The 14,992-nt window shown below is 63.6% G+C and carries 7 protein-coding genes; 5 read left to right on the forward strand and 2 right to left on the reverse strand.

What is annotated here, in order from left to right; translation table 11 throughout:
- Positions 1-40 precede the first annotated feature (40 nt).
- From ACUUL3_RS10360 to ACUUL3_RS10380, 5 genes are read left to right on the forward strand one after another with little or no spacing between them, the layout of a single operon-like run.
- Entirely contained in the window at positions 41-2,998 is a 2,958-nt protein-coding gene (locus ACUUL3_RS10360; protein ID WP_448551078.1) for a pyruvate formate lyase family protein, read from the forward strand.
- The gene (locus ACUUL3_RS10365) at positions 2,995-4,017 is read left to right on the forward strand and encodes a glycyl-radical enzyme activating protein (RefSeq protein ID WP_448551080.1); all 1,023 of its coding nucleotides are present in this window, start codon (positions 2,995-2,997) and stop codon (positions 4,015-4,017) included. Before ACUUL3_RS10360 ends, ACUUL3_RS10365 begins: the two co-directional genes overlap by 4 nt.
- Entirely contained in the window at positions 3,990-5,051 is a 1,062-nt protein-coding gene (locus ACUUL3_RS10370) for a DUF6765 family protein (protein ID WP_448551082.1), read from the forward strand. The genes ACUUL3_RS10365 and ACUUL3_RS10370 overlap by 28 nt, the downstream gene beginning before the upstream one ends.
- 45 nt (positions 5,052-5,096) lie before the next feature.
- Positions 5,097-7,538: a hypothetical protein gene (locus tag ACUUL3_RS10375; protein WP_448551084.1), complete on the forward strand. Its 2,442-nt coding sequence runs from the start codon at positions 5,097-5,099 to the stop codon at positions 7,536-7,538.
- Between the two features lie 26 nt (positions 7,539-7,564).
- The gene (locus tag ACUUL3_RS10380; protein WP_448551086.1) at positions 7,565-8,698 is read left to right on the forward strand and encodes a hypothetical protein; all 1,134 of its coding nucleotides are present in this window, start codon (positions 7,565-7,567) and stop codon (positions 8,696-8,698) included.
- A 24-nt stretch (positions 8,699-8,722) separates the two neighbouring features.
- On the opposite strand, the gene bamA is transcribed toward ACUUL3_RS10380, so the two are convergent.
- Both bamA and ACUUL3_RS10390 read right to left on the reverse strand, forming a co-directional pair.
- A complete protein-coding gene (bamA, locus tag ACUUL3_RS10385; RefSeq protein ID WP_448551088.1) occupies positions 8,723-10,777 on the reverse strand; it encodes an outer membrane protein assembly factor BamA in 2,055 nt (684 codons plus the stop codon).
- A 100-nt stretch (positions 10,778-10,877) separates the two neighbouring features.
- A complete protein-coding gene (locus tag ACUUL3_RS10390) occupies positions 10,878-14,942 on the reverse strand; it encodes a translocation/assembly module TamB domain-containing protein (RefSeq protein WP_448551090.1) in 4,065 nt (1,354 codons plus the stop codon).
- Between the last annotated feature and the right edge of the window lie 50 nt (positions 14,943-14,992).

Consider the following 14,992-nt stretch of genomic DNA (forward strand, 5'->3'; position numbering starts at 1 on the left):
TGCCCTGCCCCCTTGCCTGCCAAAGAGAATGGAGAAACAGATGGTTACCCTCACCGATATCAGCCTTGCCGCGCACGGCCTCGACACCATGCCCCGCCTTGCCTCGCTGCGCAGGGACTGCCTTGCGGCCCGGGCCGAGGTCTGCATCGAACGGGCCCGCCATGTCACCGCCTTCCTAAAGGACATGGCCGACGCCGGCGAGCCCATGGAGGTACGTTACGCCCGGGCAGTGGCCCATTACCTGCGCAACAAGACGCCGTTCTTCCCCGACGACAACCTGCTCGCCGGCACCACCACCTCCAAACGGTTCGGAGCGCCGGTTTACCCGGAACTGACCGGCATGACCATCTGGCCGGAACTCGATGTCATGAGCACCAGGGAGAAAAACCCGCAGCGCCTTGCCAAAGAAGACGCCGAGGCGCTGAATCTCGAGGTCTTTCCCTACTGGCTGGAGAAAAACATCCTGGAACGCACCCGCGCGGAGTTCGGCAACCCGCCGGGCATGCGGCTTTTTGAACGGATCGTCTTCTTCATCGCCAGCAAGGCCGGGGCCATTTCCCACACGGTTCCCTGCTACCAGATCGCCCTCACCAAGGGGCTCAACGCCATCATCATGGAGGCGGAGCAAGAGGCCGGGGCATTGCAGGAAAAGGACAACCCCTCGCCAGAGGAAACGCGCCGGCTCGCCTTCTACCAGGCCGTGCCCATTGCGCTGCGCGGCCTCATCGCCTATGCGGAAAACCTGAGCGGGGAGGCTGCCTCCCTGGCCAGGCGGGAGCTTGATCCGGCCCGGAAGGCGAATCTCATGGCCATGGCCGGGGTCTGCGCCCGGGTGCCGGCGGAGCCGGCCCGGAATTTCCGGGAGGCGCTGAACGCCATCTGGCTGCTGCAGATAGGCATCCATGCGGAAAATATCAACATGGCCATGAGCCCGGGCCGCCTGGACCAGCTCCTTTTGCCCTACTTCCTGGGCGATCTGGCCGCAAAGACCCTGAACGAAAAGGAGGCGCTGGAGCTGATCGGCTGCTTCTGGCTGAAACTGAACGACAACACCAATCTGGTGCCGGAAACCGGCGAGGAGCTCTTCGGCGGCGCCGGCACGGTACCGGCGGTGACCCTGGGCGGCATCGACCAGGCGGGCGAGGATGCGGTGAACGACCTCACCTATCTCATGCTCCGCGCCACCGAACTCCTCAAGACCCGTGACCCCAGCGTCAACGCCCGCTATCACCACGAAAAAAACAGCGCCACCTACCTGCGCCGAGTGGCCGAGGTGATCGCCAGCACCAAGGCGGTGCCCGCCCTCTACAACGATCTCGCCGCCATCAAAACCCTGGAACATCAGGGGGTACGCCGCGAACATGCCAGGGATTACGCCGTCATCGGCTGCGTTGAGCTCTCCGCGGCGGGCCGGAGTTACGACGCCTCAAGCTCCATCATGCTCAATCTGGTCTCGGCTCTGGAGCTTGCCCTGTACAACGGCAAACGGCCGGTAACCGGCGACGAGCAGATCGGACCGCGAACCGGCTCCGCCGAATCCTTTAAGGATTTCAACTCATTCTGGAAGGCCTTCACCTCCCAGCTCGGCTGGCTCATCGGACAGGCCATCGGGCTGAACGAGCAGATGGGCCGCATACACCAACAATACCTGCCCTCGCCGCTGCTCTCGGCGCTGTTCGAAGGGCCCCTGAGCAAGGGGCGGGATCTCATCTTCGGCGGCGCCCTCTACAACTCCTCCGGCGCCACCCACATCGGTTTCGCCGACACGGTGGATTCGCTGAACGCCATCGAGCAGGCGGTGTTCAGCGACCGGAAATACAGCCTGCCCCGTCTGCTCAAAGCCTTGGAGGCCAATTTCGCGGGCGAGGAGGAAATGCACGCCTGGCTGGTCAACCGCACGCCCAAATTCGGCTCCGACCATCCCGTTGCCCGGAAGAATAGCGAAAATCTCGTGCGGTTCCTCTTCGACACCTACCAGGCCCACGAGAACTATCGGGGCGGCCGCTACCGCCCTGCCTACTGGACCATGACCAACCACGCAGGCCAGGGCAAACTCTGCGGGGCCCTGCCCAACGGCAGGAAGGCAAACCGCGTTTTCGCCAGCGGCATCACCCCGGTTTCCCATGCCGCCACGGACCTGGCCGCCTGTTTGCACGCGGTGGCCGATATCGACTCGCGCCTGGTTCCCGGCGGGGTCGCCTTCAACCTCAAGTACCCCTCGCTGCGCAGCGAGGAAGAACGGAATAAATTCAGCCAGGCCATCGAGGCATATTTCCGCTCCGGCGGCCTGCACATCCAATTCAACATCATGAGCTACGAGATGCTCCTCGACGCCAAGGCGCACCCGGACGATTATCCCGAGCTCCTGGTCCGCGTCTCCGGCTATTCCGCCTATTTCAAGGACCTGAACGAGGCGATGCAGGACGAAATCATCACCCGGACCGCATACGAGCTGGACGCGGGCAGCGCCGTCCCCTTCCCGCCGAAGGCCCGGGCCATGCTGCCCACCGAATCCGCGCCGGGCGAAGCGCCCCGGAAACTCACCCTGCGGCGACCCCAAAAATCCACGGGCAATCCCATGCTGGACGCATTGATGGCCCAATTCCAGGCCTGCGTCGAGGACGGAGTCGCGGACACCTTTCTCGAGACCCTGCTCAGGCTCATGTCCCTGGCCCTGCGCTTTGACCGTGATTTTCGGAAAAATATCGACGGGTTCCACGGCAGCTACCTCTTCGTGAGCAAAGACGGCGGCGTCACCGCGGGCGCGGTCTTTGCTCACGGTCATCTCGAAGTGACCGGCGGCACGGTGCAAAACCCGCATATCACCATCCAGTTCAAGGACGGGAAGGCGCTCATGGACTTTCTCCTCACCCCCAAACCGGACATTCTGGGCTCCATGCTCCGCCAGGAAATCTCCCTCAACGGCAATCTCAACTACCTTTACAAATTTGCCTACCTGGCGCGGCGCCTCCAACTCAAGGCAACGGGACAGGCATGAAGGGACAGCGGCCGCTCATCTTCAACATTCACCGGCTGGCCATGGACGACGGGCCGGGCCTGAGGAGCACGGTCTTTCTCAAGGGTTGCCCTCTGGCCTGCGACTGGTGCCACAATCCGGAGTCCATGCGGCCGGGACCGGAGGTGGCTTTTTTCCCCAGGCTCTGCATCGGCTGCGGCGCCTGCCGCCAGGCCTGCCCGGAAGGGGCCATTGCCCCGGAGGGCGAAGAGCGCCTGCTCCGCTCCCGCTGCACCGGCTGCGGTCTCTGCGCCGATGCCTGCCCGGCCGCGGCGCTGCGCCGGGCGGGGAACCACTATCCCGTGCAGGAACTGGTGGCTTTGCTTTTGCGGGATCGCATCTATTACCGGGTTTCCGGCGGCGGCGTCACCTTCTCCGGCGGCGAGCCCACTCTGCATCTGGACTACCTGACAGAGGCGCTTTCCGCTCTTGCCCGCGAGGGCATCCACACCGCGCTCCAAACCTGCGGCCATTTCCAGGCTGAACCATTTATCGAGCGGCTTCTCCCCCTGCTCGACTTGATCTTCTTCGACCTGAAGCTCTGCGATACAGAAGCGCACCGCCGGTTCACGGGCAGGGAAAACCGCCTCATCCATGACACCTTCCGCCGCCTGACCAGCAAAGCCCGGGAAAAAATCGTTCCCCGCATTCCCCTGGTGCCGGGCCGAACCGCAACCCGGGCCAATCTCCTGGCCCTGGCGAATTTCCTCAAGGCGCAGGGCTTTCGCCGTTGCGAGCTCCTGCCCTACAACCCCGGCGGCGGCGAAAAACGGCGGGCCATCGGCCTGGCGCCACCAGCGGACCTGCCCGGAACCTTCATGGATCAGGAGGAGGAAAAAAGCCTGCGGGAGTTTTTCTTCCGGGCCCTGGCCGGACACGGAGCTGATCCGCGCAAAAAATCGTTTCCCCGGGCAGGAAGCAGCGCAGGATCCTCCCGGCGGAATCTTTCAACAACCAAGGAAGGAGAAGAGCCATGCAGATCGATTTCCACCATGCTGTAACCTACGTCGCGGCGCGATGCGCCGGCTTCAGCCCAGAAGAAGCGGCCACCGTCGCCTATGCTGCCCAGTATGTGGACGACGCCACCGCCAGCGGCCCGGTCTGGTTCGACAACAAAGCCATGTACCTGCGCTGCAGCTCGGCCCATGCCAGCCTTGATCTGCGCAATCTCAAGAACGAGGAGAACCATCTGGTCTGGCTGCCCTTCCATTTTCTGCCCGGCAACGGCGGCCGGCCGGCCGGCAAGGATCCCAAGGGTTCCTTCATCAACAAAATCATCTGCCGGCCGGACAGCCCGGTGGCCGCGGAAATGCTCGCCAGCGTCACCGCCGACCAGGCAAAGCCGTATGCCCTGCACCGCCTGGGCATCGCCATGCATGTTTACGCCGACACCTGGGCCCACCAGGGATTCGCCGGGGTGCTGCACGAGGTGAACGAGGTGGAGAGCATGAAGGAAACAGGCAAGAGCGGAGTGTTCAAGGGAGGACTCAAGAAATTTATCGGCTGCCTCCTGGATGACACCATTCCGCCCCTGGGCCACGGCCGCGCCCTGGTCTTTCCGGACATGCCCTTTTTATCCTGGGAATACAGCAACGGTCAGGGTGAACGAATCGTGCGCAACAACGCCGACCTCTTCGCCGCCGCTGCCGAGGCCATGTGCCGCGCCATGCAACGCTATCGACGCCACGGCGATCCGACCAGCAAGGAAACCGGACTTCCCGAGGCGGACAAGAAAAACATGCAGACCCTCTTCCTGGACCTCAAGGACGAGGACGGAAACACACGGCATAAGGCGTGGCTCGCCGAGATCGCCAAAGGGACCTTCAGCTTCGGCCCGGCCTCGATCTCCTATGCCGCCGACGGCAAAAATTCCTGGAAGGCCGCCGCCCTCGGCACCAGCCAGGAGATGCCGGTGTACAGCTACACGCCGGATTTTCTTCGCAGCGACTGGAAGCTCTTTCACGACGCCCTGCAGCAGCACCGTCTGACCGTGTCCCATGAAATCCTGCCGCGCTACGGCATCTGCGCGGCGTAATCAGGAGCGTCCGCAGCCAAGGGAGATCCGAAACAAGGGGGAAATATGAGCAGATATCTTGAGCCGGGGAATTTCTCCGGCGCCTCGCCGGACGAGCGGCAGGCGCTCGAACGCGATCTGGCGAGGATTCTCAGGGAGGAGTGGGGAGACGGGCCGCTCGCCATGCTGGGCCCCTGGCAGCGTCTCCTGGCCGACAACGACCGAAGACAGGAGTGGGATGCGGTTTTCGCCAAACTGCGCACCCTCTTTCTTTGCGGAGAAAGCGCGCCCCCGGACGGGCCCATGATCGGAGTGCCGATGGCCATCCGCGACAGCGATTACTTCCGGGAAACGGCCCGGCTCTTCGACAGGGACCGCTCGCTGGCCGCTGACATCGAGTGGATGGCGACCTGCTGGAACGCCGCCTTTGCCGGGACCGGCCTCTGGATGGGCAAGACCTTCGAGCCGATCCGCCGGGAGACCTTCGCCGCCCGCTGCGACCACGATGCCGATACCGTGGCGGGATACAGCCCGGAGACCACCCGCATCGGCCGCAACTTCTTCCGGGAGACGGCGGACCCGAATCTTCTCCAGGGCATCGCCCTGCCAGCGCTCACCCGACTCTGGCGCCTCAAGGACAGGCCCACAAACCAAGAGGCCGCAGGCTTTGCCGGCGAGCTCCTTTCCCGCAATCTCGAAAAGGAACGGGTCATTCCCTACACCAAAACAGGCGGCATCTTCCTCGCCCAGCCTGGCCGCTCGCTGGTGCCGGAACTGAAAGGCAAGGCGGTCTATCAGCTCAACTACCGCTGGCCCAGGCTCGAACCGGTCTATCCCATGACGCGGCTGGTGGACGAACTGGTCCGGATCGCCGACGGCATCTGGCTCGGCCAACTGGTCATGGCCACCCGCCATTACAGCCTTGGCTCCTTCTCCATCTCGTTGTTGGGCGAGCGCTCCCCGAAAATCGACCTCGGCGAAGCCTACCGGCCCGGCCGTCATTCTCCCCTTGATCATGTCAAAGAACTCCTGGGAGGAAAAAGAGAGGACCCCTACGGCTACCAGAACAACGGCTTCTTTCTCATGATCGATAGCTCCCTGGCCAGGGAGGCCTACGCCGAGGCGGCCTTTCCCCATTTGAGGCCGCGGCCCGGGGAGGCGGGCTATGCCGAACTCGGATTCCGGCCGCAGGAAACAAGGAAAACAGCGGCCCCTTCCCTGGCAAGCGGCAGGGAGATAGCCGACTGGCAAGCGGGCTGGCAACAGCACGAACGGCTTCATAAAAAATTCACCAGCCTCTGCCTGGAGCCGTCTCCGAAAAAGGAGGACGCCGACATCCACGAACTCCTTGCGGAGGGAGAGTCGATTCTGCAGATGCTGCAACGGATTCAGGGAGAAATCGCAAGACAAAGCAGCCTGGACGACCACCTGCGCCATTTCGAAAAACTGAACCGCCTCTTCCGTTGCGGCATCGCGCCGACGATCAAAGATGGTCTCTTTCAGGGGCGGGGCCGGGGCTACAACAGCCGCTTCGATGCCCCGGAAAAAGTGCTCTGGTACGGGAAGGAGGAACCCTGCCGTGGTTATGACCACTACCACGGCGCCACCCTGAACCTGCACCTGGGCTTCGGCGACACCTTCCGGGAGGACTGGCAACGGATGCTCGGCACGGACAGCCTCTTTCCCGGCGCGCTGGCCTGCCTGCTGCAGAAGGAAGACGGCGGCCCGAACGTGCTGAACGCGGTGTGGGCGAATATCGGCAGATTCATTTTCCCCTGGGCCGGCAAATCCTTCCAGCGGATTAGCCCCGGAAAGCTCAGCATGTTTTTGGACGAAAGTCAGGATCTTGCCGAACGCTATCCGGAACGGGTGGCGGAACTGGCCGCCCATCCGGCAAGCTGGCCCCATTACGATCTGGTGCGCCGCAGCCGGGATGGCTACTGGCCACAGCCGGGCGCCCATGCGGAGCATCTCGCCGCCGGCCCCTGGGACAACGGTATGAACGGCCGGGACAGGGACTTCTGGCGCCAGGAGGCGGATTGCCGTTGGCTCCAGGGCATGAATCTGCAGGATGATCGGATCCTGCCGGCGGATACCGTCTTCCGGGCCCTGGACATGAACTATGGCCCGCTGCTTCCCTCCATCCGCAAGCTGGCCGCCGCCTGTCCCTCGCCCTTTGTCAGACAGGGCTACATGTTTCTCGGCGCAGCGGATCGGGATTCCCTCCTGCCCATGAACCGCGGCAAGAAGGTCTTCCAGTTCCACTACCGCTTCCCTCTCATCGGCGGGCCGGCGCCCATCGGCACCTGTCTTGACGAACTGGTGGAGATCGCCGAAGGACTCTTCCTGGGCCAGCTCATCTACTCCACCGCCCTTTTCACCCCTTTCCGCTCCTCGGTGGATCCTGCCGAGTACCGTTACCAGCTCTTCGGCTACTTCCTGCTGCTGGACGACGAGTGGGAACGCCACCGCCAGGCCATCGGCCTGGATAACAACCGGCTTGTCTGAACGAATTTTCGCGAGGGAGCAAAGGCATGAGTGAAAAAGCAGGGCAGAATAAAGGCAGGGACGAATATCCATGCGCGGAACATCTGCGCCTTGTGGACAGATTCTTCAACCCCAGCATCGAGAATCTGATCAGCAAGTATCTGGAGTACGCGAACCGCGTCGATCTGCTCTGCAGAGAGCGGGAGGAGGCCCGCGCCGCCGGAGAAGGAGATGGCCGCGAAAGGGCGCTGCGCTTCTGCGAGGACAAGCTGCGGGAGATTCGCGCCCTCCTGTTCCCCCCCTCCGGCGGCCGGTCCAGGACCATCGCCGCCTGGCAGCTTCTCCACCGGGTGAGCGAAGAGATGATCCTCCTGATGAGCAGGGAGGAACTCCTCGGCTTCGGGTTGCGCCTGAAACGGGAGATATCCACCATGACCATGCCCGAGGTGATAAGGAAAGAATGGGCGGATCTGGCCCGGGTCCGGCTCGCCGCCCTCGAAGACGAACATGTCGCCAAGGCGGAACTCCGGGAAACCAGGCAGCTTTTCCTGAACATCTACCGTTCGATGAACGGAATCGTGGACGACCAGTTCTGGGATCTCTGGGTGCAAAAATTCCTGGCCGTAAGCTACACCGTAGCCCTTGCCCTGCTCACCGCCCTCTTCCTTGTCGGCGAACGCAAAGGAGGCCCCTGCCTCTCCCTGGACAAAGTCCTGCTCCTCGGCGCCATGGGCGGCCTGATGAGCGGGGTATTCACCGGCGCCCGGGAGTCCATGCCCAAGGGGCATTTCTGGACCCCCACCCTCTACTATCTGCTGGTCCGCCCACTCATGGGCCTTCTTGCCGCCCTGGCGGTGTTCTGGGCGGTGGAAAGCCAGTTCCTGGTTGCCATCGAACCTCCCTACCCGGGAATAATCACCACCTGCGAAGTCAGGGGCCGGCAAGACACCCCCGCCGTCCCCGAGATCGCCGCGCCAACCCCGACACCGGCAACGACCGAGGGAGAGGTGAAGGTCACGCCGGTGACCATGAAGGCGCGGGCGGGCCGAGAGCACTACCTCTACATGCTGCTCTTCCTCTGCGCCGGCTTTGCCGGCGACAAGCTCCTCAAGGCCATCGCCGACCGGGTCACGGCAAAGCTCATTTCCCAGGCGGAGAAGAGCAAGGAAAGCAAGGAGTAGGCCGGCCGTGACGGCAAAAGGGTATCAGAAGGCGGTTCCGATGCTGAAATGGATGACGTACTCCTCCTCGCCCCGATCCTTGTCCCGGTCCGGATTCCAGGCGAAATCGAGGCGGGCTGGCCCCACGGGCAGGAGATAGAACAGACCGCAGCCCAGCCCTGGCCGGAACCCCTTGAAGTAACCGCTAAATGTCGCGTCGATGACCTCCGAACGGTCGTTGAAGGGCGACTCGCCCAACTCATCCCGGGTCCGGTTCGGGGAAACGTTGCCGTAGTCGAGAAACACCGAGGCGGCCAGGCGGTCGGTGAGCCGCCGGCGCAGTTCAAGAGCGAAAACATTGAAGGCATCGCCGCCCAGGGGTTCACCTGCCGCATCCTTGGGCCCCAGTTGCGCCTCCTTGAAGCTGCGTACCGTATTCTCGCCGCCGTTGAAGAACCGCTCGCCGATGGGGATGGTGAGCTGACTGCGGCCGGGCAGGATGAGGCCGCTGTCAAAACGCAGACCCAGGGTGTTTCTTGCCGAGAGCGGCAGAAACTTCCTCAGGCCCAGGTTGAAGCGGTAAAAGGAGATGCCGCTGCCCAGGGATGGGTCGGCGATTTCCGCGGCGGCAAAGGCCTTGTGCCCGCGGGAAGGAAAGAGGATATCGTCGCGGTTGTCGGTGGTGGCCTGGAGCTTGGCGCTGGCCGTGGTATAATCGCTCTCAGGCACCTCGGTGACCGATTCGGAAGCGATGTCGACGATGTTGCTCTCCCGGTAGAGATAGCCCAGGGTCACGGCCACATTCCGGAAAAAATCCCTGGAAAAAAGGAGGGAGGCGCCCATTTCCTCCCGGGTGAAGGAAGGCTCTTCCCGCCGCCGGAAATAGACGGGAAAATCGGCGGTGATGTCGCTGCCGAGAAGCCACGGGTCGGTGACATTGGCCTGCAGGGAAGCGCTTTTCACCGAGCCGCCCGCCTCCAGGCGAAAAATCCGGCCGCTGCCGAAGAGATTGTTGTTCTGGTAGCCGGCCCCGCCGCGAAGCAACTCATAGGAGCCCCAGCCGCCCTGGAAAAAGAGCTCACGGGCCATGGCCTCCTGCACCGTAACGGCAAGCACCCGCCCGGTATCGCTCTCTCCCTCGCCCAACTCTATGGCCACCCTGGAAAAAAGGCCGGTCTGGTAAAGTCGCCTGAAGCTGGCCTGCTTTCCCTCCGCGCTGTAGAGGTCGCCGGGGTGCAAGGTGAGGCGGTCACGGATGAAGGCTTCCGAGGTCCGTTCGTTACCGCGGATCTCGATGGCGGCGATGGTCACCCGCGGTCCGCTGGCGATGGTGACCTCAAGTTCCACCTCGGAGAAATTGAGTCCGGTCTTTTCCTCGACCCTGACCTCCGCGGCGGGAAAGCCGAGATTGCCGTAAATTTCCCGCACCCGGCTCCTCAGCAGCAGCTTGCGCCGGGGCACATAGGGCTTGCCGATCAGTTCTTCGGGAATATCTTCAAGCAGTCCCATGGCCTCCGGACCGGGCTCCCCGCGAAACGTCACCGCGGCAATGGTGCGGCGGATTCCTTCATGGATGGTGCACTGCACCGTGACCCTGCTGCTGTCCGCCGAGAAGCTGAAAACCGGTTCGCCGACCAGGGCCTGGGGGTAACCCTCGCTCAGGTAAAGATCGCGGATGGCGACCAGGGCGTCCCGGATTTCCGTCTCCACGAAGAGCAGCTTGCCCAGACCGAGAAAGCCGCTCTTTCCCCCTTCGAAAAAGGCAAGCAGTTCGTCGTTGCCAAAGGCGGTGTTGCCGGCAAGCCTGACGTCCGCCACAACCACCTGCGGCCCCTCGCTCACCGCAAATTCCAGGTCCGCGTCCTCCGCGGCGGGCAGGAACCGATAAGAAACCGTGGCAAAGGCATAGCCTTCCCGTTTATAGGCCAATTCCATCTGAAAGGCGGCGTCATCCGCCATGGCGGCCGCATAGTCGGTATGGGTCAGGCCCGCAAGCTCCTCGGCGGCCGCCTGCCGCAGCCGATCTTCCGAAAGCGTCTGATTGCCGGAGAAGCGCAGGCGATACTCCCTGCCTGCCTCTCCCTCCGCCGGCAGTGCCACGGCCCTCCCCGGCCCTGCCGCCAGTCCCGCCAGGAACAGGAGCAGCCAGCACAGCACGACAGGCAGCCGGCGCGGAGATTTTCCCGCCGCAAGCCACCTCTTATTTGAAACGGAAGACAATCTTCACCCCCACGTTGTAGTTGTCATACACATCCCGTTCGCTGGTGATAAAAATCCGGTCGCCGGGAAGAAGCAGCCCTTCCACCACCCGGAACTGCGCCTCCAGCGTGTCTTCGCCGCTGCTCGTGATCTGACGGCCGACTTCCAGATCAAAACGGTCCAGCACCGACTCGTCGGTTTCCCCGTTGCCGAACCAGTTGGCCAGCAACCCCTTGCCCAGATAGACGGCCACATTCATCCCGGCCATGCTCTTGCGGCCGCTGGCGAGCGGCAGCCGGCCGGTGAGCACCAGCATGAGGAGATCTTCATCGGAGAGGGGCGGTTGCGAGGAGAGGCTGATCACCGGCTCCTCGGCCGTTCCCTGCAGCTGCATGGTGATATCATAGCCGGCCAGCCTCGATTTTGCCGCAAGATCGAAGATGGGTCGGTCCGGATCGTTTTCCGGAAAGGTGATCACCCCGGATTCGATGGTGAGGCGGCCGGCAGGCAGGGTGATGCGGGTCGGCTCGACAAAGAGCCGGCCGACCAGCACCGGTACCTCCCCGGTGCCGGTGAGGAGAAAGGCCGGCCGGACCGCCCCCCTGGCCAGATTGTTCCTGACCAAAAAGGGTTGGTCGGCACTGACCTCGATGGCCAGCTGCATGTCCCGGAAAGGCGGATCGGGCAAGGAAAAGGCCTGCAGGCCGGTGCCGCCGCGTGATCTGGCCGTCCCCTTGAAAAGGCTGAGAAAATCGATATTCTTCGCATAACGGCCATCCGTGACGACCAACCTGCCGGCAAGGGTCATCCTGCTCAACGGCCCGGTGAGATGCAGGTCGGCGTCGCCACGGATCTTCAAATCCGCATCCCGGAAAACAAGAAGGTTTTTCCCCTTGCCCCGGCAATCGAAACGGCTCTCCTCCCCGGCCAGAACAATGGTGCCTGCCAGGCTGAAGGGCGCGCCGCCCAGCAGCCCTTCCATGCTCTGCACCCGGATGCTGTCGTCCACGAAATCCGCCTTGGCAACGATCCCGTCCAGGGCAGGGAAGGACGGATCGGCAAAACGAAGGCCGCCCTCGCTGAGGGTAAAAGCGCCGGAAAATATGGGGGCCGCGGCCTTGCCGCCGAGGGAAAAGGCGGAGGACACCCGCCCGCTCAACCTCCGGAGCGTCTTGCTGTCCGCCACGAGCCAGCCGATGTCCGCCAGGTCGAGGGCGCCCTGCAAGGCAAGAGTGCCGGGCAACTCCGCCGGCGGCAGGCGGAAAAACTCCGCAAGAGCGGGCAACTGCCGCCATTCGCCGGAGAGCTCCCCCCGGCAGGAGGCGGAATGGAATTCAGCGCGGGCAAGGGTCAACCTTGTTCCCCGCAGAACAAGGGCGCCGTCAAGGTCGAACGGCTCGGGGGGGAGCAGCCCCCGCAATTGCGGCACGGTAAGCTCTTTGGCCCTGAGATGTACCCGGCCCACGGGCTCCTGCCAGGAGCCGGACAAATCAAGATCGGCAAAAAGCTCGCCGGTCACCGTCTGCTGGCGGGGCAGCTCCCCAGCCATTCCGCGCAGGTCAGGCAACCGGATCTGCCCTTTGACCGAGAGCGGGCCCGGCAAAAAGCCATTTTCCGAAAACGGCTCATAGGGAATCTTGCCGGTGAGGCTCAGATCATGGCCATGGGCGCCGCGCAGAGCCAGGCGCTCGATGCGGAAGCCGCCCGGGCCATAGGTGAGACGCAATTCTCCCCGCAAGGGCTCGTTCAGTTGAGGACAGGCAAGGGCTGCCACCGTTGCCTGAACAGAGGCCCTGGCGGCGCCAGGCTCTCCCCGGAAAACCATGGTCAGGTCCAACCCCTTGAGAGAATAGCCGGGACCAAGGGTGGTGGCGAACCACTGGCCGCCGGCCAGATTTCTGACCTCGACGGTGAGGGTATCCGCGGGCGATTCACCCAGACGGCCGGCAACAACGATGGCGCCGGCCTCGCCATGGAGAAGGAGATCAGCAATCTCCACGCTTTTCCGCTCGCCCCAGGAGACCCTGAACGACCACTCCCTTTGGACCCGGAAGGTGGCATCGCCCCGGGTGAGAATCAGTTGCCGGACCCGGGCGCGGAGCCTCTGCGCCGGCCAATCCGCCTCGGCATTGCCGATCAGGCGCAGGCTACCGTGGGGGGTGTCGATGAACGCCTTCTCGAAACGCAGTTCCTGCCGGTCCGTGACCAGTTCGAATTCCGCCCTCGAAACGGCAAGACCGTTAATTTCCGCATGCCGCAGGATGAGGTTGCCCTGCTGTTCGCCCGCCCGAGCGCTGCTCACCTCGGCATGCAGAAAGCCTTTTACCGCAAAACCAAGGGCCTTTTCAATCGCCTGATAGCGGGCAAGCTCCCCGACCCGCAGTTCCCCGCGCAGGGCCGTGAATCTCCGTGTCTGGGGAGAATACACCCCGCCGCCGGCAAGAAGATCCTCGCCGTTTCGGGCCGAGAGGGTGAGGATTGCAATCTGCTTTCTGTCCGCCCGGGCTTCGAGCTCCGCCATGGCCAAAGGCATGCCCAGGATCAGAAGTTCTTGGCCCCGGGCCTTGATGCTGCCCACCGGCTCCCGGAGTGTGCCGCTGAGGGAGATGGAGCCCCGCAGGCTTCCGGCCAGCGCTTCTTCCCCGAGCAGGACGGCAATCTCCCGAAGATCCCGCAGGGCAAAGGTCACCGTGCCGGCAATGGGCATCCCATAAACCGACTGACCCTGCACCGGGAGATCCAGGCTGGCCCGAAGCAGGGTAAGAGTGTTTTTCCGACTCAGAAAGGCCCCCCTGCTGATCACCAGCCGCCCCTCGCCGATGCTGCCGGCAAGCGAGAGGCTATGCCCGGCAGGCAATGCCCGCAACTGAGCAGGATCCCTGCCGGCCAGCTGCCAGAGGGCGGGAAGATCGGCAAGGCTCAGGGAAAAATCCGCCACTCTGAGAGTACGGGGCAGCTGCTTCTCCCCGTCGGCAAAGGCGGCGGTGGGGAACCGCGCCCCGTCGAGGGTCAGCCTGTTTTTTCCGAGCACTCCGGCAAAATGCGAAAGCACAAACTCGTTTGCCGTGGCCGTGCCGCTGAACTTCACGGCAAACTCCCGGCCTTGCCAGGTACCCTGCCCGGCGGAGGAAAAGGAGGAGGACGGACCGTCCGCGTCCTGCCCGGCGGTAAAATCCACGGAGAGTTTGCCGCGCAACTGCCGGGCCGCAGGAAGAACGGAGGAAGCGAATCTCGCCAGATCAAGCCTGCTCAGTCGGAGAGCAAGGTCGTTCCGCTCCGAAGCGAAACGACCTTGCACGGCAAGTTCGCCGCCCCAGGCGCCCAGGGTCAGGGTAACGCTTGCCGGTGTCCCCTGGCGCGGGAAAATAATCTCGCCGCTGGCGGCAAGCGCTTCCCCATCCAGCCTTATTGCCTGCAGGCGCAAGGATTGCGGCCGGTAGCGGGCTTCCAGCCGTCCGGCATGGCTGGGGCCTTTTTCGTCGTTTACCGAGAAAATCATCGCCCGGCTTTCAAGAACCAGAGGCTGCCCCTGTCCGGGCAGAGCAGAGCCGATGGACACGGCGCACTGCCCGAAGCCGGCCTGGTAGCGTCCACGGACAAGAGTCAGGGACAAATCGCTGGCCGTGAACCGGGGCAGCACGGGCGGGAGAAATAAGGGCGGCAGGGCCACGATGGAATCCGCCCCGGACTCTCCGGCAAGGTCGACAACCGCGGTTGCCCCCCGCAGGGTGATCCGGCTGCCGGCCAGAAAGGCATCCCGACCCCGAAACAGGTCAAGGAGGGAATATTCAAGGCGCAGGGAATCGAGGCTGAGTTCCCTCAGGGGGGTGGTTGCCTCGGTGCGGGCAAGCCGGACCTTGGCCAGGTGCAGGTCTGCCACCAGACTGCCACCCAGCTCCATCCCGCTCAGGGCAAGGTGGTGCTCCCTGGCCAGATAATCGGTCAGGCTGTTCCTGACGACGGAAAACAGGATGGCCCGGCCACTGAGGAGCGCAAGCAGGCAGACCGTCGCCAGAACGAGGAGGATACGCCGAAAGCGTGGATATGCCTGTTGCCAAGATGCCATAGGATGTTGCCGTCAGCAGAGGTTACTTCCCTGAGACCGCAGGGTAGCGT

The organism is Thiovibrio sp. JS02 (assembly GCF_053485635.1).

Excerpts from the sequence above, each read along its gene's own strand:
- ACUUL3_RS10360 (WP_448551078.1), top strand. The coding sequence starts at position 41 with ATGGTTACCCTCACCGATATCAGCCTTGCCGCGCACGGCCTCGACACC.
- ACUUL3_RS10365 (WP_448551080.1), top strand. The coding sequence starts at position 2,995 with ATGAAGGGACAGCGGCCGCTCATCTTCAACATTCACCGGCTGGCCATG.
- ACUUL3_RS10370 (WP_448551082.1), top strand. The coding sequence starts at position 3,990 with ATGCAGATCGATTTCCACCATGCTGTAACCTACGTCGCGGCGCGATGC.
- ACUUL3_RS10375 (WP_448551084.1), top strand. The coding sequence starts at position 5,097 with ATGAGCAGATATCTTGAGCCGGGGAATTTCTCCGGCGCCTCGCCGGAC.
- ACUUL3_RS10380 (WP_448551086.1), top strand. The coding sequence starts at position 7,565 with ATGAGTGAAAAAGCAGGGCAGAATAAAGGCAGGGACGAATATCCATGC.
- ACUUL3_RS10390 (WP_448551090.1), bottom strand. The coding sequence starts at position 14,942 with ATGGCATCTTGGCAACAGGCATATCCACGCTTTCGGCGTATCCTCCTC.